This is a genomic window from Albidovulum aestuarii, assembly GCF_029961185.1.
GTDB classification, from domain to species: domain Bacteria; phylum Pseudomonadota; class Alphaproteobacteria; order Rhodobacterales; family Rhodobacteraceae; genus Albidovulum; species Albidovulum aestuarii.
In genome coordinates this window covers 57,668-74,627 of sequence record NZ_JASBQQ010000005.1, presented here as the reverse complement: position 1 = coordinate 74,627, position 16,960 = coordinate 57,668, and the positions used below count along the sequence as shown (strand labels likewise).

The 16,960-nt window shown below is 61.3% G+C and carries 14 protein-coding genes; 6 read left to right on the top strand and 8 right to left on the bottom strand.

Annotated elements, in window-relative coordinates; translation table 11 throughout:
* The first annotated feature begins 8 nt into the window (after positions 1-8).
* On the top strand, positions 9-1,601 hold the full coding sequence (locus tag QKW60_RS12575) for a hypothetical protein (RefSeq protein ID WP_282369170.1): 1,593 nt from the start codon (positions 9-11) through the stop codon (positions 1,599-1,601).
* A 33-nt stretch (positions 1,602-1,634) separates the two neighbouring features.
* Here the strand turns inward: QKW60_RS12575 and QKW60_RS12570 are convergent, their stop codons facing one another.
* Both QKW60_RS12570 and QKW60_RS12565 read right to left on the bottom strand, forming a co-directional pair.
* Positions 1,635-2,471: an alkaline phosphatase family protein gene (locus QKW60_RS12570; RefSeq protein ID WP_282369169.1), complete on the bottom strand. Its 837-nt coding sequence runs from the start codon at positions 2,469-2,471 to the stop codon at positions 1,635-1,637.
* Between the two features lie 74 nt (positions 2,472-2,545).
* Positions 2,546-3,451 carry a LysR family transcriptional regulator gene (locus QKW60_RS12565; RefSeq protein ID WP_282369168.1) on the bottom strand — a complete coding sequence of 302 codons (906 nt, stop codon included), beginning with the start codon at positions 3,449-3,451 and terminating at the stop codon, positions 2,546-2,548.
* A gap of 84 nt (positions 3,452-3,535) precedes the next feature.
* Here QKW60_RS12565 and betC point away from each other — a divergent pair, with 84 nt between their 5' ends.
* The 3 genes from betC (at position 3,536) to QKW60_RS12550 (ending at position 5,970) form a co-directional block, all read left to right on the top strand.
* Positions 3,536-5,071 carry a choline-sulfatase gene (gene betC, locus QKW60_RS12560; RefSeq protein WP_282369167.1) on the top strand — a complete coding sequence of 512 codons (1,536 nt, stop codon included), beginning with the start codon at positions 3,536-3,538 and terminating at the stop codon, positions 5,069-5,071.
* Positions 5,072-5,147: 76 nt separating this feature from the next.
* Positions 5,148-5,465, top strand: coding sequence for a DUF3775 domain-containing protein (locus tag QKW60_RS12555; RefSeq protein WP_282369166.1), 318 nt, complete (start codon positions 5,148-5,150; stop codon positions 5,463-5,465).
* 58 nt (positions 5,466-5,523) lie between these two features.
* Complete coding sequence (locus QKW60_RS12550; protein WP_282369164.1) at positions 5,524-5,970, top strand: thioredoxin domain-containing protein; 447 nt, start codon at positions 5,524-5,526, stop codon at positions 5,968-5,970.
* A 6-nt stretch (positions 5,971-5,976) separates the two neighbouring features.
* Here the strand turns inward: QKW60_RS12550 and QKW60_RS12545 are convergent, their stop codons facing one another.
* The 6 genes from QKW60_RS12545 to bcoG all read right to left on the bottom strand — a co-directional run bounded on the left by QKW60_RS12545 (position 5,977) and on the right by bcoG (position 13,433).
* Positions 5,977-6,780, bottom strand: a complete 804-nt coding sequence (locus QKW60_RS12545) for a carnitinyl-CoA dehydratase (RefSeq protein ID WP_419762678.1) — start codon at positions 6,778-6,780, stop codon at positions 5,977-5,979.
* Complete coding sequence (locus QKW60_RS12540) at positions 6,780-8,777, bottom strand: acetate--CoA ligase family protein (RefSeq protein WP_282369163.1); 1,998 nt, start codon at positions 8,775-8,777, stop codon at positions 6,780-6,782. The genes QKW60_RS12545 and QKW60_RS12540 overlap by 1 nt, the downstream gene beginning before the upstream one ends.
* Before the next feature lie 261 nt (positions 8,778-9,038).
* Positions 9,039-10,202: an acyl-CoA dehydrogenase family protein gene (locus QKW60_RS12535; protein ID WP_282369162.1), complete on the bottom strand. Its 1,164-nt coding sequence runs from the start codon at positions 10,200-10,202 to the stop codon at positions 9,039-9,041.
* A gap of 3 nt (positions 10,203-10,205) precedes the next feature.
* Positions 10,206-10,967, bottom strand: a complete 762-nt coding sequence (locus QKW60_RS12530; RefSeq protein WP_282369161.1) for an SDR family oxidoreductase — start codon at positions 10,965-10,967, stop codon at positions 10,206-10,208.
* Complete coding sequence (locus QKW60_RS12525) at positions 10,964-12,427, bottom strand: carnitine 3-dehydrogenase (protein ID WP_282369160.1); 1,464 nt, start codon at positions 12,425-12,427, stop codon at positions 10,964-10,966. Before QKW60_RS12525 ends, QKW60_RS12530 begins: the two co-directional genes overlap by 4 nt.
* Before the next feature lie 91 nt (positions 12,428-12,518).
* Complete coding sequence (gene bcoG / locus QKW60_RS12520; protein WP_282369159.1) at positions 12,519-13,433, bottom strand: 3-dehydrocarnitine:acetyl-CoA trimethylamine transferase BcoG; 915 nt, start codon at positions 13,431-13,433, stop codon at positions 12,519-12,521.
* Positions 13,434-13,758: 325 nt separating this feature from the next.
* Here bcoG and QKW60_RS12515 point away from each other — a divergent pair, with 325 nt between their 5' ends.
* Both QKW60_RS12515 and QKW60_RS12510 read left to right on the top strand, forming a co-directional pair.
* The gene (locus QKW60_RS12515; protein ID WP_282369158.1) at positions 13,759-14,763 is read left to right on the top strand and encodes a glycosyltransferase family 2 protein; all 1,005 of its coding nucleotides are present in this window, start codon (positions 13,759-13,761) and stop codon (positions 14,761-14,763) included.
* On the top strand, positions 14,760-16,838 hold the full coding sequence (locus QKW60_RS12510) for a hypothetical protein (RefSeq protein ID WP_282369157.1): 2,079 nt from the start codon (positions 14,760-14,762) through the stop codon (positions 16,836-16,838). The genes QKW60_RS12515 and QKW60_RS12510 overlap by 4 nt, the downstream gene beginning before the upstream one ends.
* Positions 16,839-16,960: the final 122 nt, after the last annotated feature.

The following is a 16,960-nucleotide window of genomic DNA, read 5'->3' as shown; positions in this document are numbered from 1 at the left end:
AATTTCGTTTGCGCCAGTTTCAAGGTTCGATTTCGATTTGGTTGGTTGTCCTGGCTACGGCAGTCGTACTTGTTATGCTGCTCGGCTATACTGGCCGTGATGACAGCCACATCACCTACTTCGTTGCCGATGCGTTGGCCAAGGGCGACGGAATAGTCAATTACAACGGCCGAGATCTGGAACAATCGAGCAGTCTGGCGTTCACCGCCCTTCTGGCTGCGATTTCGACCGTGACAGGACTGAGTGCCGCCGATACCGGACCATTCGTCAGCTTTATCATTCTGATCGCAATTGGCCTTGTCCTTCTGCCCGTGTTCCGCTCGTGGCAACTCCCGCGCTATGGACTCATGGCCATTTGTCTTTTGCCGCCGGTTCTCTACTGGTCCCTGTCGGGGATGGAGAACTCGCTGTATCTTCTCACGCTTACGTTTGTTGTGCTGTTCACGCTGTCGAGCGAGCATAGGCCAAGGTTGCCCGGCCTCATCCCGTTGTTCGGTGTTGCGGTCGCGGCTGTCCTGACCCGCCCCGAGGCGCTTCTTGTCATCCTCTGTTTCGCGGTCGGGATCGCGATCCTGGACCGTGGCCCCGCCAGGAACCTGCCGATTCTGACCGTGTTGGTCCTTGCCGTTGTTGCCGCGATCGGGTTCCGCCTGGCCATCGGCCTCGATTTCTTTCCCAATCCCGTCCACGCAAAGCAGGATCTTGGCCTCAGGCAGCGCTTTTTCGCTGGCATGATGTATTTTGTGAATACCATGCGACAGATGCCGGCAACATCGGCCCTGTTGATCGCGGCGTCAGTATTTTGCGTCTACAAAATTGCCACTGGGGACCAGCAAGACCGAAAGACCAGGGCCGCATCCCTGTTCTTCCTCCTCGGGTTCGTGGTGGCTTGTTTTGCATTCACCGCCGGGGGTGACTGGATGGAAATGGGGCGGTTCCTTGTGCCGGTCTTTGCATTTGTGATCCTGTCCGCACTGATCTTTCTGCCAGCGGGTTATACGACCTGGGTCATCTTCGCCACGGTCAGTCTCTCGACCGCGGAACTGGTCTTCACCTCAAGACTTCCATCGGGTGGGTTACCCCTGTGGGTGCGCGCCGAAGTAGAGACGAAATCCTTCCGTGCCGCCTTGGCAGACCGGTTCAACGTCATCCACATCCGCGACCTCAGTTTCACGGACAGAATGATCAAGGAAATCGAGGCCGCCCCCCGGGACCACCTGACGATTGCTTCGGGTCAGGCGGGAATGGTGCCCTATTATCTGATCCAGAATACACACAAGAGCATCGAATTTGTCGATCTTTTGGGATTGTCCACGCGCCATACCGACGAATGCGCCGGTCAACTCAAGGCATACGGTTCCTACGACATACGCTCACTCACGGATACAGCCACTCCGTACGACAAACTGAAGGCCCTGCAGGATTGTATCGGCGCTCCTATTGACTATGTGTTCGACCTCGACTTTGGAAACTGGAACCTCCTCGATGCGCTGACCGATGCCGGGTGCGAAGAAGTTTTTCGCGAAAAACTGGTGATCTCGGACAGCACTTGGAAGGAACCGAGCGAACACCGCCAGTTCCTGTTCCGATGTGCGTTGTGACATAGGGCTACCCCGGCTGCCGACACGTCCCGATCAGTCAAGGAATGGTGCGGCCAGCATGGTGCCCGGCACCGGAACGCCCAAGCGTTTAAGAACTGTCGGGGCAAGCTGGCACTGATCCAGAAGGGCATCCGGAGCCGGACCATCTGCAGGGCCGAAATAGTAAAGCGCAAAGTCGCGTTGCATGTCTTCTGCCCCACCATGGTGGCCGCGTTTGGATTGGCCGTGATCCGCGGTGACGACAACCTCGTATCCAGCGTTCCGCCAACGCGTGATGTACGGTGCAAGCTGCCCATCAAGTTTGAAGCAGGCCAGATCCATCTGGATACAGTCATGGGTGAAGCGGTGGCCCATGCTGTCGAGCGTGCAGGTATGGAGCATGCCGTAATCGATCCCATGCCGCTCGGCCAGCATGGTCAGCGTGGCGAAAAGGTCCGCATCGCAAGGCGTCATCTGGTTGTCGTGGCCGTAACCGGTCATCGTATGAAAGCGGCCATGGCTGATCGGGCTCTGGCCCTGCTCATCGTATTCGATGTCGCGCACGGGGTCGAACGGGGACCGGTTGAAAAACTCCGACCAGAAGCTGTGGGCGACCGCACCGGTCTTGCCGCCGGCCTTCGTGACCTCGGAAAAGACGTCCGGTTCGGCCACGCGGAAGATAGACTCATTCGACGTGACACGGTGAACTTGCGGCGTCACCCCGGTGTGGATTGAGGCATAGCAAGAGGCCGAGGTCGATGGCAAGACCGAACGCATGCGCCAGACCCGTGCCTCTCCCTCCTCCACCCAGCCTTCAAGATTACCAAAGAAACCGCGCCAGTTGGCATAGGGCACACCGTCGATGATGATGAGAAGAAGCTTGTTCTGCATGGGTCCCTTGCCGCGCATCAGAATCACGCTTCGCACGGTCTGCGAGGCAGCAGAGGAACGCAAGAACCCGTTGGTCAAATTTGCGCCGCTTGGGCCATCCAGTCATGAACGCTGCGGGCCGCCTCGCTCGCCTGGGCATTTCCAAGCCGCAGGAAGTAGCCTCGGTCGCTCTCGGCCATGTCCGGCACCGCGCGGACGAGATCGCCCCGGTCGAGCATCGGGTCCACCAACCCATGCCAGCCGAGCGCAACGCCGTGACCGTCAACCGCTGCCTGCATGACAAGATCATAGGTATTGAAGCTGGTTTTCATCAGCCGATCAGGTGGTACGATTCCGAAATGCCGGAACCACCCATCCCAGTCGAACCAGTTACCCACCCCAGAAAGGCTGAGAAGCGGCATCGCTGACAAGTCTGACGGCCCTGTTATCGCGGGATGGTTCCGGAGGAACCTCGGACTGCAGACCGCACAGACCTTTTCGCCAATGAGCTTGGTCTCACCGCCCTGCCCCGGCCGTCCCATCCTGACGACAAGGTCGGGAGTAACACCGGCCATCGCACCCGGATTCTGTGAGGCGAGCACCGAGATGTCGGCCGCCTCTATCGTTTCCCGCAGCTTGGCCAGCCGCGGCATCAACCAGAATGACGCAAAGGCATAATCGACGGCGATCAATACCTTGGGCGCGTGGTCACGTAGGGTGAAATCGGCGAAAGCCCCTGCAAGTGCGCCCAGATGCGGTTCGATCCGGGCCATGAGGTCGGCGCCCGACGGCGACAGCCGCACCCCACGCGGACCGCGTTCGAAAAGCTGAGTACCAAGGGCTTCTTCCAGAAGCCGGACACGCTGGCTTAGACCCGGCTGCGACATATGGAGCGCATCCGCGGCTGAACTGACCTGGCCATGGCGCGCAACCATCGCGAAGGCGATGATCCCGCCTGCATGACGACGTAGATAGCTATAATTTTTACTTATGTCCGCCATTGCATGTTTTCTCTGGAAACCAGTTACGTGGAACGTCACGATATTCAGAATCATTAAGACGACTCAACAAGGAATGGACAAGCCATGACGGCAGACCGCGAACGGGCGACCGGCAATCAGCCGAACATTCTCATCCTCATGGTCGATCAGTTGAACGGAACCCTGTTTCCAGACGGCCCGGCCGATTGGCTTCATGCACCGACGCTGAAGGCGCTCGCTGCACGTTCGGTGCGGTTCCGCAACGCCTATACCGGCTCGCCCCTCTGCGCTCCCGGACGCGCCTCGTTCATGTCCGGGCAACTGCCCTCGCGCACCGGGGTCTACGACAATGCGGCGGAATTTGCCTCCGATATCCCGACCTATGCCCATCACCTGCGCCGCGCGGGCTACCAAACCTGTCTTTCTGGCAAGATGCATTTCGTTGGCCCTGACCAGCTTCATGGCTTTGAGGAACGGCTGACGACCGACATCTACCCTGCCGACTTCGGCTGGACGCCGGACTATCGCAAACCGGGCGAACGGATCGACTGGTGGTACCACAACATGGGATCGGTCACCGGCGCAGGCGTGGCCGAGATTTCCAACCAGATGGAATATGACGATGAGGTCGCCTATAACGCGACCGCCAAAGTCTATGACCTGGCACGGGGCAACGACGCGCGCCCCTGGTGCCTGACTGTCAGCTTCACCCATCCCCACGACCCCTACGTCGCGCGGAAGAAGTATTGGGACCTTTATGAGGATTGCGAGCACCTGCTGCCAGAAATCCCCGCTATGGCGTACGAGGACCACGACCCCCATGCCAAACGCATCTTCGACGCGAATGACTGGCGCAACTTCAATATCACTGAAGAGAATATCCGCCGGTCCCGCCGGGCTTACTTCGCCAATATCTCCTATCTCGATGACAAGATCGCGGGGATATTGGAGGCGCTGGAGACGACGGGGCAGGAGGCGGTGATCCTCTTCGTCTCCGACCATGGCGACATGCTTGGGGAACGCGGGCTGTGGTTCAAGATGAACTTCTACGAAGGTTCGGCCCGGGTCCCCTTGATGATCTCCGCGCCGGGGTTGGAGCCGCACCGTATCGACACGCCCGTCTCGACGATCGACGTGACGCCAACGCTCTGCGATCTGGCGGGTGTCAGCATGGAGGAGGTTATGCCCTGGACCGACGGCGAAAGCCTTGTACCGACGGCCAAGGGCACCGAGCGCACCGCGCCGGTTATGATCGAATACGCCGCCGAGGCGTCCTATGCGCCCTTGGTCTCGCTGCGTTACGGCAAGTGGAAATACAACCGATGCGCGCTCGACCCCGATCAGCTTTTCGACCTTGAGGCTGATCCGCACGAACTGACAAACCTCGCCCCGGATCCGGCCCATGCGGGCACGCTCAATTTTTTGCGCGCCAAATCCGAAGCCCGCTGGGACCTTGCTCGTTTTGACGCCGAAGTGAGGAAAAGTCAGGCGCGGCGCTGGGTGGTCTATGAAGCGCTTCGCAACGGCGACTATTTTCCCTGGGACTACCAGCCGCTGCAGAAGGCTTCCGAACGCTACATGCGCAATCACATGGATCTGAATGTTCTGGAAGATAGCAAACGCTTCCCGCGTGGGGAATAAGCCTATTTGATCTTGGACAAGGTTCGCTGACCGTCTGCGTGCTTTCCTGCACCCATTCAACAGGAAAGGGCGCGACATGTTGGAAATCACACCTGCATCGGTGGTTCAGGTCATCTTTCTGGCCCGCGAAGGGGCGATTGCCGAGGCGCAGCTTCGCGACTTCATCGCGGGACTGAACGAGGACGACAAGGCGGAGCTTACGGCGATCGCCTGGATCGGGCGTGGCAGTTTCGAGGCAGAGGACATTTCTGAGGCCGTCGAAACGGCGCGCGCCGAAGCCACAATCCCAACCGAGGACTACCTGATGGGCATGCCCCATCTGGCGGAGAACCTTGAAGCGGGACTGGAGGCTTTGGATATCGATGTCACCGGCGAGGAAGAGGACCTGCTCTGACCCTTGTGAAACGCCCGGACGCACCCGATATATTCCGAAACCGGAATGAGAGGCCGAAATGTCCGAGAGCCTGAAACTGACCTGCGCTGCCTGCGGGCAGATGAACCGCTTTCCCACCGGGCGGCTGAACGAAGCGCCCAAATGCGCGGTTTGCGGTGCCGGACTTGTCTCCGGCAAGGTGGCAGAGCTTGATCTTGCGATGCATGACAAGGCCACGCGCGGCGACGATCTGCCGATCCTGATCGATTACTGGGCACCGTGGTGCGGACCCTGCCGCATGATGGCGCCGGAATTCGCCAAGGCGGCCCAGTCGCTGAAAGGTCGCGTGCGGTTCGCCAAGATCAACACACAGGATTTTCCCGCCGTTTCCCAACGGCTCGGTATCCGCGGCATCCCGCTTCTGATCCTCTGGCACCGGGGCCGCGAACTGGCCCGCCTTCCGGGCGCCCGCCCCGCTGCCGAAATCGAGACCTTTGCCCGGACTAACACGGCAACGCCGGTCTGAACGCGATCAGCGCCCCTTCCAGACCGGGTCACGTTTTTCAGCGAACGCCCGCGCGCCCTCGAGCTGGTCCTCGGACGAATAAAGCCGGTCTACGGTCGCCATCTGTCGCTTGGTGATGCGGTTCAGCGCGTCCTGGAACCGCATGTTCTCGGCCTCGCGCACCACTTCCTTGATCGCGGCATAGACCAGTGGCGGACCGCTTTCGAGAAGCCGCGCAAGGTCCCATGCCTTGGACAGAAGGTCCGCCTGGGTCGTGATCTCCTTCAGGATCCCCCAACGCAAAGCTTCCTCGGCATCAAACCAGCGCCCGGTCAACAGAAGGTCCATGGCCACATGATAGGGAATGCGCTTTGGCAACTTGATCGAGGCGGCATCGGCCACCGTGCCCGACCGGATTTCGGGCAGCGCGAATGTGGCGTTGTCCGAGGCAAGAATCAGGTCAGCAGAAAGCGCAAGCTCCAGACCTCCGCCACAACAGATGCCGTTGACTGCCGCGATCACTGGCTTGTTTAGGTTCGGCAGTTCCTGCAAACCGCCGAACCCCCCTACGCCGTAGTCGCCATCGACCGCGTCACCGTCATTGGCGGCCTTCAGGTCCCATCCGGGGCAGAAGAACTTTTCGCCCTCGGCCCGGATGATAGCGACACGCAAGCTGTCGTCGTCGCGGAAATCACGGAAGGTGAGCCCCATGATCCGGCTGGTGACGAGGTCGATTGCATTGGCCTTGGGCCGGTCGAGTGTCACCTCCAGAATACCGCCCTCGCGGCGGGTCCGGATCGGTCCCCCGGTCCTCATCTGCATCTCAGCCATCACACTGCCTCCCGTATCAATGCATCCACCGCCACCGCGCCCTCTTCCCGGACAAGGATGGGGTTGATTTCGATCTCTTCCAGTTCCGGTTTCGCGAGCATCAGCGCGCCAAGCCGGACCGCTATGCCCGCCACTGCTGCCATGTCGGCCTTTGACCGCCCGCGATAGCCGTCAAGCAAGGGCCAGAGCTTCAGCCGCCGCATCGCATCCAGCACCTCGTCCTCGCCAACTGGCAAAACGAGCGTAACCGTATCGGCCAGAAGCTCGGCCGTCACCCCGCCGAGCCCGAGCGTGAGGGTGACCCCGTAGACCGGATCACGCCGAAGGCCGAGGAGGACTTCCGCTATGGGTGCCCCAACCATCTCTTCCACCAGATACCCGGTCGCGCCCGGCGTCTCAGCCTGACCGTCGAGCGTCGACAAACCCAATCGGACTGCCCCCGCCTCGGTCTTGTGGGCAAAGCCCAGTCCCTTGAGGACCAAAGGTGGCGTCAGTGCCTGCGACTTGCTCTGCGCCTCAGAGAGCGTTTTGCCGATGACGCCCTTCGGTATCGGCACGGCAGCAGCATCGAGAAGCGCCTTACCATCGGCCTCATCGAGCATGCGCGTCGCGCGCGGGGCGAGTACGGTTGCAGGCCGCCAGCCCGGTCGTCCCGGCGCGGTCTGCGCCGCCCTGATCGCCCCAAGTGCCGTCTCGAGCCCCATTAAAGGCGCGATGCCGACATCAATCATTCCGATCGCCCGTTCCTCGTCAAAATTTTCCGGCAGCGATGCGACAGGAAAGGCGGGTTTGCCCGTGTTCTTTCCCGCCGCGACAATCGCGTCGAGCGCGGGCTGGAACGAGGACGGATCGCAGCGGTCGGGCCGTGGCGGGTCGATGATGAACATCCCCGCATCATATCCTTTCAGCATCTCGGTAAAGACCGCCTCGGTTCGCGGACCATCGCCCCAGATGAAGGTGTGATAGTCGAGCGGATTGGCAATCGTGACAATGGGTCCAAGGATGTCGCCGAGCGCCGTGCGCTGCGCATCGGTCGGCGGCGGGAAGTCGATCGCAAGCGGTGCCGCGAGGTCGGAGACAAGTCCCGCCTCACCGCCTGAGCAGGACAGCGAACAAAGACGGGCACCGATCTGCGGTCCATGAACGTGAAAAATCTTAAGTGTTTCAATCAGTTCAGGGAGGGTATTCACTTCAGCCACGCCCGCCTGCCTGAGGAAAGCCGACGATGCCGCGCCGCCACCCGCAAGCGAGGCAGTATGCGAGGCGGCCGCCGTTTGCGAGGCCTCGGTCTTGCCTGACTTTACGCAAACCACGCCCTTGCCCGCCGCCCGCGCCGCTTCAGCAAGGCCCGCGAAAGCCGGCGCATCGTCGATCCCCTCGACATACATTCCGATTGCGGTCACGCGGTCATCGGCCAGAAGAGCGCCCGCCAGTTCCGCAAGCCCGATCTGGGCGGCATTGCCCAGGCAGGCGACATAGGCCACGGGCAGGCCGCGCGCCTGCATCGTCAGGTTGATGACGATGTTCGAGGACTGCGAGAGGAGCGCCACCCCCTTTTTCACCCGCCGCCCGCCATGCTGGTCAGGCCAGAGGAGGGCACCGTCGAGGTAGTTGATGACGCCGTAGCAGTTGGGCCCAAGGATCGCCATATCGCCCGCCGCCCGGACGAGATCGGCCTGCAGGCCGGCCTCCCCCGCCTCGGTCCAGCCCGACGCGAAGCAGATCGCACCACCCGCCCGCATTTCGGCAAGGTGCCGCACGACTTGTACCGTCGCATGGCGATTGACGCCAATGAAGGTGGCATCGGGCGCCGCCGGCAGGTCGGACAGCGCCGGATAGGCTTTGAGCCCGCCAATCTCGGGTTTCGAAGGGTGAACCGGCCAGACCGGTCCTTCGAACCCCATCTTGCGGCACTGTTCGATGACGTTCCCGGCCCAGACCGACCCCATAACCGCGATGGACCGCGGTCTGAGCAAGCGGGAAAGATCGCGGCTCATGCCCGACCTCCGCGCCTGCGGCAGCATCCGGGGGCTGTCTGCCCCCGGCCCCCCGAGGATACTTGGAAACAGGTGAAGGGGAAAAGAAGACCCCCGAAGGCGGCGGACCGCAGCCGGAGGCCTTCACCTGTTGCGGTCATCGGCTTCCCAGCCTGTACCGCAAAGCCACTCTTGACCATCAGGGTTAACATTTCCTTGCTTCACCTGTTCGAAAATATCCTCAGGGGGTCCGGGGGGCAGACAGCCCCCCGGGGAGTATGGTCAGGCACCAAGCGGTCGCAAAAGCTCTCGGCTGATGATGTGGCGCTGGATCTCAGAGGTGCCTTCCCAGATGCGTTCGACGCGCGCATCACGCCAGATGCGTTCCAGGGGCAGTTCGTCCATCAGCCCCATGCCGCCATGAATCTGGATCGCCTCGTCGGCGATGAAAGCGAGCGTTTCGGTCGCCTTCAGCTTTGCCATCGACATGTCGGTTTCCGTCACCGTGCCCTGATCGTATTTCCACGCCGCCTCCCGAGTGAGAAGTTCAGCGGCCTTAAGTTCCATTGCCATATCCGCGAGTTTAAAGGAAATTCCCTGAAACTTTCCGATCTTCTGGCCGAACTGTTCGCGCTCGGCGGCATATTCGACCGCATGGCCAAGCGCCCGTTCGGCGCGGCCGAGGCAGGTCGAGGCGACCTGAAGCCGTGTGGCGCCGAGCCAAGAATTTGCAACCTCGAACCCCTTGTGGACCTCGCCGAGAATCTGGCGCTTGTTCACCCGGCAATCGTCGAATTCCAAGACGGCGTTGGTGTAGCCGCGATGGCTGACATTACGGTAGCCGTCGCGGACCGTGAAACCCTTCATGCCCTTGTCGACGAAGAATGCGGTGATCTTCTTCTTCGGCCCACGCGGCGTCATCTCCTCGCCCGTCGCCATGAAGGCGATGGTGAAACCCGCGATATCGGCGTGGCTGATGAAATGCTTGGTGCCGTTCAGTATCCAGTCATCGCCATCTTCTTTCGCCGAGGCCTTCATGCCGCGCAGATCGGACCCTGCGCCGGGTTCGGTCATGGCGAGGCAATCCCAAGTCTCGCCCCGGATACAGGGATACAGGTATTTCTCGCGCTGTTCCGCGTTGCCTGCCAGAAGGATGTTCGACGGTCGCGCGACGCAGGTCCAATGGAGTGCATAATTGGCGCGGCCCAGTTCCTTTTCGTAAAGCAGCCATGTGAGCGTATCGAGCCCCGCGCCACCGACCTCTTCCGGCATGTTCGCTGCATAAAGACCGGCCTCTATTGCCTTGGCCTGTATATCTTTAATCAGGTCAAGGGAAAGGTGGCCGGTACGTTCGACCTCCAGCTCATGCGGGTAAAGCTCATTCTCGACGAAGGCGCGCGTCGTTTCGACGATCATCCTCTGTTCGTCCGTCAGTCCGAAATCCATGTCTCACACCTTCGGGTCGGGGTTGATGGTGAAGCCATCCACGGTCAGGACCTGGCCCGAGACCATGCGGGCGGCGTCGGAGGCCAGGAAGACGGCCATATTGGCGATGTCTTCGGGGTCAGAGAGCTGACCAAGGGCGGTGCCCGACGCATAGCCGTCGCGGACCTGTTCGTAAGTCATGCCCTTGGCCTCCGCCTCGGCTTCGAAAACGCGGTCAATGCGGGGTCCGGTGACCGAGCCGGGAGCTATGGCGTTGGCGCGGATGCCGTGGGGGCCAAGCTCCATCGCCACGGTTTTCATCAGGCCAATGACGGCCCATTTTGCCGCCGCATAGGGCGCGCGGTAGGGAAAGCCGTAGAGCCCGGCGGTAGAAGACGTGAACAGCATCACGCCATTGCCCTGCGTTTTCATCAGGGGAGCGGAATATTTCGCGGCCAGCATCGCACCGTCAAGATTGACCGCGATGCAGTCTCGCCATTCGCGGAGCGGCATGTCCTCGACCGAAGCGGTCGGCCCCTTGATTCCGGCATTGGCGCAGAGCACGTCAATTCCGCCCCATACTTTATTTACTTCGTTGAAGAAAGCAGCCATCTCCTGTTCATCCGAGGCATTGATGCGAGAGGCACGGATACCTTCTGGCACGGCCTTGATTGCGGCAGGGTCAACATCCGTCACCCAAACTTCCGCCCCCGTCTCGGCGAAAGCCTTCGCCATGACGAGGCCGATACCATTCGCACCGGCGGTGATAAGGACGCGCCGGCTCATTTCCGGCGCTCGCCTGTGTAACGGCCCGCCGCTTCGGGGCGTGGCAGCGTCTTGTGGGCCTCGGCGATGGGGACAAGTTTTGCCAGCACCTCGGGGGCCGCCGGACAGGCGCGGCCGGCCTTCATATCGACATGCAGGAACATTTGTTCGAGGCTGGCGACGACCTCACCCCCCCGCTGGATGCGGATGAAGGCGTGGATGCGCTTTTCGTCCGAGGACAGGATCTGGATCGTCCCGGTCAGCCGGTCGCCGAGCTTCGCCTCGCCCAGATGCATGATATGGGTTTCGGCGGTGTAATAGCTGTGGCCGGCTGCGACATAGTCCATATCGGCACCGATGAGCCGCAGGAACGCATCCGAAGTCTCTGAAGCAGCGAACAAATAGCGGCTTTCTGTCATATGGCCGTTATAGTCAATCCAACCCGGCAGGACCTGCATGTGGGCCATGACCATCGGTGCGCCCTGACCCGTCTCACCGGTCTCATGGAAGCTGGCGCGGCGGCGTTTGTCGTGATCGAGCAGCACCTTGCCCGCGCCCCAGTTGCGGTCCTTGAGCGCCCGCATGAAGCCGATGAGGTTTGAATCGCGGATGCGTTCCAACTCGCGGATCGTGTATTGCCCCGATTGTTCGTCAGATTGACCAGCGATCAGATCGACCAGTTCATCCGTGAATTCAGGTACATCGGTCAGTTTCGTCCAGGGCCACTGGAGGCAGGGGCCAAACTGGGCCATGAAGTGCTTCATGCCCGCCTCGCCGCCCGCCACGCGGTAGGTCTCAAAGAGGCCCATCTGGCCCCAGCGCAGGCCAAAGCCCATGCGGATCGCCTCGTCGATCTCTTCGGTCGTGGCGATGCCGTCCTTGACCAGCCACAGTGCCTCGCGCCACACCGCCTCAAGGAAACGGTCGGCGATATGGGCGTCGATTTCCTTGCGGACATGCAGCGGAAACATGCCGATCTCGCGCAGGATTTCCTTCGCGTTTTCAATGAGTTTCTGATCGGACTTCGCGCTTGGTACGATCTCGGCCAGCGGCAGCAGATAGACCGGGTTGAAGGGGTGAGCGACGAAGATCGTCGATGGGTCGGCGGCTCCTTCCTGCAGTTCCGACGGCTTGAAGCCGGAGGTGGAGGAGCCGATTGGCACGCCATGTGATGCCTGCTGGATCTGGGCGAAGACGCGGTGTTTCAGATCAAGTCGTTCGGAGACGGATTCCTGAATATAATCAGCGCCTTCCACGGCCTCGGTGATGCTGGCAGCGAAGATCAAGCGCCCTTCGGCGGGCATCGGCACGTCAGACAAGGCAGGCAATGACCGGCGGGCATTGGACAGCACTTCACTGATCTTGCGCTCTGCCTCCGGGTCCGGGTCGAAGACCGAAACATTCCAGCCATTCAGGAGGAACCGGGCGGCCCAGCCGCCGCCGATCACGCCCCCGCCGATGATACATGCCTTGCGCGTCATGGGATGGTCATTCCTTCATTCGGGCCGGTCTGCCATCTGTCGGCAAAACGTCGGCAAAGTGTATGGCAAGTTGAACCGTCAAACTGTCCGCTTAACGCGCCCTTGGCGCCCGCTTTGTCAGACCAAGCTTCACCCGCACCTCATCCGGTCCGATCACCCGCGCGCCCATATTCTCGATGATCGTCACCGCGCGTTCGACGAGCTGGGCGTTGGTGGCCAGTTGTCCCTTGCCGAGCCAGAGATTGTCCTCCAGCCCCACCCGGACGTTGCCGCCCGCCAGAACGGAGGCCGCGACATAGGGCATTTGATCGCGGCCGAGCGAGAAGGCCGACCAGTTCCAGTCTGACGGCACGTTGTTGACCATCGCCATGAAGGTGTTGAGGTCATTGGGCGCACCCCAGGGCACGCCCATGCAGAGCTGCACCAGCGCCGGGCTTTTTAACACGCCCTCCTTCACCAGTTCCTTGGCGAACCAGAGATGGCCGGTATCGAAAGCCTCGATCTCCGGGCACACCCCCAGATCGGTCATCATCTGGCCCATCGCCCTGAGCATGCCGGGCGTGTTTGTCATCACATAATCGGCCTCGGCAAAATTCATCGTGCCGCAGTCGAGCGTGCAGATCTCGGGCAGGCAGTCGGCGACATGCTCCATCCGGTTCGTCGCGCCGCCCATATCGGTCCCTGCCTGCAGGGGCAGCGGGCTTTCGACCGGGCCGAAGACCATGTCACCGCCCATCCCGGCGGTGAGGTTCAGGACCGCATCGACCGAGGCGTCGCGGATACGCTCGGTCACTTCGCGGTAGAGCTTCGGGTCGCGCGAGGGCTTGCCGGTTTCGGGATCGCGCACATGGCAATGCACGATGGCAGCACCCGCCTTGGCGGCATCGATCGCGCTTTCGGCGATCTGCTGGGGCGAGCGCGGCACATGCGGGCTGCGGTCCTGGGTGCCGCCCGATCCGGTCACGGCGCAGGTGATGAAGACGTCTTTGTTCATGGTAAGCGGCATCGGGGGTCCTCCTGGGATTTCACCGACTATAGCCGTTGGTGGAGGCCACATTTACCGCATTACGAAGCAAACATTGCCAAATGCGAACACGCCGAGTGGGTGGTGCCGGTCTGCGCTCGCTGGATTCATTGTTTACCAAATCAGAACAATAAGTCTGCAATCCCACCATTTTCGGGATTGCGCGCCGTTGCTAAAGTCGAAGCACAGTGGATTTCGCTGTTGCTTTAGCTCGTTACAGGAAAGTGCTACGACTTCGAGTCAGGATTGCCGCAACGTCAATGGCTGCCATCCCAAACGTCTGCGCGCAAGAAATGGTAGTTGAGTGATGAAAAAGATCTCCATCATGTCCCCGTGTTTCAACGAGGAAGACAATGTCGAGACCTGCTACGAGACGGTCAAGGCGATCTTCGACCGCGAACTGCCCGGATACGAACGCGAACATATCTTCGTCGACAACTGTTCGTCCGACCGGACAGTCGACATCCTGCGCGACATTGCGGCCAAGGATCCTTGTGTCAAGGTCGTGGTGAACGCCCGCAATTTCGGGGTCTTCCGGTCATCGTTCAACGGGCTGCGGCACTGTACCGGCGATGCGACCGTCTGCATCCTGCCGGTCGATCTGCAGGACCCGCCGGAACATATCCCGGAATTCGTGAAGCTGTGGGAAAGCGGCTATGACGTCGTGGCGGGCGCGCGCTCGACCCGGGAAGAGGGCTTTTTCCTGCGCACCGCGCGCAAGGCCTTTTACCGTATCGTCAATGCGCTGTCGGATTTTGAACTTTCACCGGATGTCGGTGAGTTCCAGCTGATCGACCGCAAGGTGCTGAAGGCGGTACTGAGCCACAATGACCACTACCCCTATATCCGCGGCATCATCGCCTCGGTCGGGTTCAAGCGGGTGATCATCCCTTATACGTGGAAGGCGCGGAAACGCGGGGTGTCGAAGCACAACCTTATGATCATGATCGATCAGGCGCTGAACGCGATCTTTGCCTTCACCCGCGCGCCGATGCGGGCCTGCACCTTCGCGGGGTTCGGCATCGCGATCTTTTCGATCCTGTTTTCGATATTTTCGGTCTTTGCCTGGTTCATGGGGATCGGCGATGCGCCGCGCGGCACGACGACGATCATCGTGGCGTTGTTTTTCCTGTCGGGGATCCAGCTTCTGTTTATCGGGATGCTCGGTGAATACATCACCTCGATCCACAATCAGGTTCGCGGCGGGCCGATGGTGATTGAAAAGGAACTGATCAATATCGAGGACGAAACGCCGATAAAGGCCGTTGGGGGCAAAGGTTCGGTGGCTTCGCTGGCGGCGCACAAGGCATGAGCCCGACCGGACCGGACAGGATGCGAGCCTGGGGCAGTATCGCGGCGCTGGCAGCGCCGCTCGTTCTGGCCGCAGCGCTGCTGCCGGTCGTCGGACTGGTCCCGCTCGACCGCTGGGCCTTGTCGGTTCTGGCCGTCGCGCTGCTTGCGTTTGGCTTTTCGATGCGGCGCGGGGCGGCGGAATTTGCGGCGCTTGCGTTTGTTTTCATCACCGGCGCCGGGGCCCAGCTTTATATGACTGAGCCTTTGTGGTTTCCGACACTACGGCTCAGGCCGCAGGGGCTGAGTGACGGGATCATGATCGCACTGATGGCGCTGGAAGTGGCCGTCGCCGTTGCCATCCTGCGAAGGATGGCGCCTGGCGCCTTGCTGTCCGATGCGATGCGCCGCTTCGGTGCGGGCCGGATTGCCGTGCTGCTGGCACTCAGCTTTGCGTTCACCGTGCCGGTGACCTTCTATGTCGGCCGGGGCGCGATGGGTGCCTATCTCGCGCATGTCGTCGTCGGTGCCTTGCTGATCCTCCTGCATATGACGGTTCTTCTGGCCATGGCCCGGGTGCCCAGTCCGGTGAGCGGTCTGCACCGCGTCTCACCCTTCGCCCATGCAATGCTCGCGGTCGCGGCGAGCCTTGCCTTGGGGATCTTTGCCTTCGAGGCCATCCCGCATGTGGAGGATGAGGTAGCCTATGTGTTTCAGGCGCGCACCCTCGCAGGCGGCGCACTGAGCGTGCCTGCGCCGCCCGAGGCCGCGCAGGCGGGGTTGGACTACTACCTACTGGAGGTGAAGGACGGGCGCTGGTTCTCGGCCACATTGCCGGGCTGGCCCGCCGCTCTGGCAGCGGCGATTGTGGCCGGTGTGCCGTGGTTGCTCAATCCGCTGCTCGCGGGATCAGCGGTCCTGCTGGCCTATACCATCACGGCGCGGATGGCCGGGCGGGACGAGGCCGACATCGTCGCGATGATGATGGCGTTCTCGCCCTGGCTGATGGCGGCGGCGGCGACGATGATGCCACATGTCCTGACGCTTGCGCTGACGCTGCTGGCCTGGTGGCTGATCCTCAAGTCCAGGGACCTGACCAGGCGCGACAGCATTCGGTTGGGCGTCGCCGGACTGGCGATGGGCTGGATCTTCTGCACCCGTCCGCTGGACGGGGTAATCCTCGGTGGACTGACAGGACTTTGGGTGCTGTTCGGGCCGGCGGGGTCGCTGCGCCGCGCCCTGCCCTATGCGTTGGGCTGCATTCTGGCGGGCGGGCTCCTGCTGGTCTTCAACTGGCACCTTGCCGGGTCGCCTTTCACACTGCCGCTTTCGGCCTATATCGACCGTTTCTGGGCGCCCGGCGCCAATGCGTTCGGTTTCGGGCCGGATATCGGGCCGGAAAACCAATGGGGTGCACTCGACCTCTGGCGCGGTCATAGTCCGGCCGAAGCGGTGCTGAACACGATCAATCTCTTCGCCAGCCTGCAACTGGAATTCATGGGTTGGCCCATCGGTTCGGTCGCCCTGCTCGTCGGGTATTTCCTCTGGCACCGGGGGCGCAGCCGGTTTGACCTGGCCATGATCGTCTTGCTCGTGACGGTCGTTCTCACCATGGCGCTCTACTGGTTCGCTGAAATCTACTATATCGGACCGCGCTACTGGTTCCTCGCGATTTTCCCCATGTTCTACCTGTCGGCACGCGGCTATGTCGCGATCCGAGACCGGTTGCCCGAGAGCACGGGCCAAGGCGGATTGAGGTTCGAGGCCATGCTGTGGCTTCTGTGCGCCTTTGGTCTTCTGGTGTTCACGCCGTGGCGGGGCGTCGCGAAATACTACGAGTACAACGGATTTCGCGCGGATATCCGCGATGTCGCCGTTTCGGGTGCGTTTGGGAATGATGTCGTGATCTTTGGCGGAGGCGGGGATGAGGGGGCGGCCCTTTACCTCAACGATCCATGGCTCAGGCCGGACCGTCCGCTCTTCCTGCACGATAGCGGTGAACTGGATCGAGCGGCTTTGGCGGAGGCTTTCCCGGACCGAAAGATAAACAGTTTCACCCGTCCAACGGCGCAAGAGGATGCAGGCGGACAGGATTGACACTACCCCGCTTCGCGAATTTCCATCGCGGCTGAAGGACGGAAGAGGCATTAATCAGGCAATTGTCTATGCGCAGGAACCGATACTGGACGACTATCGCGCGCCAATCATGCGCCAGATGC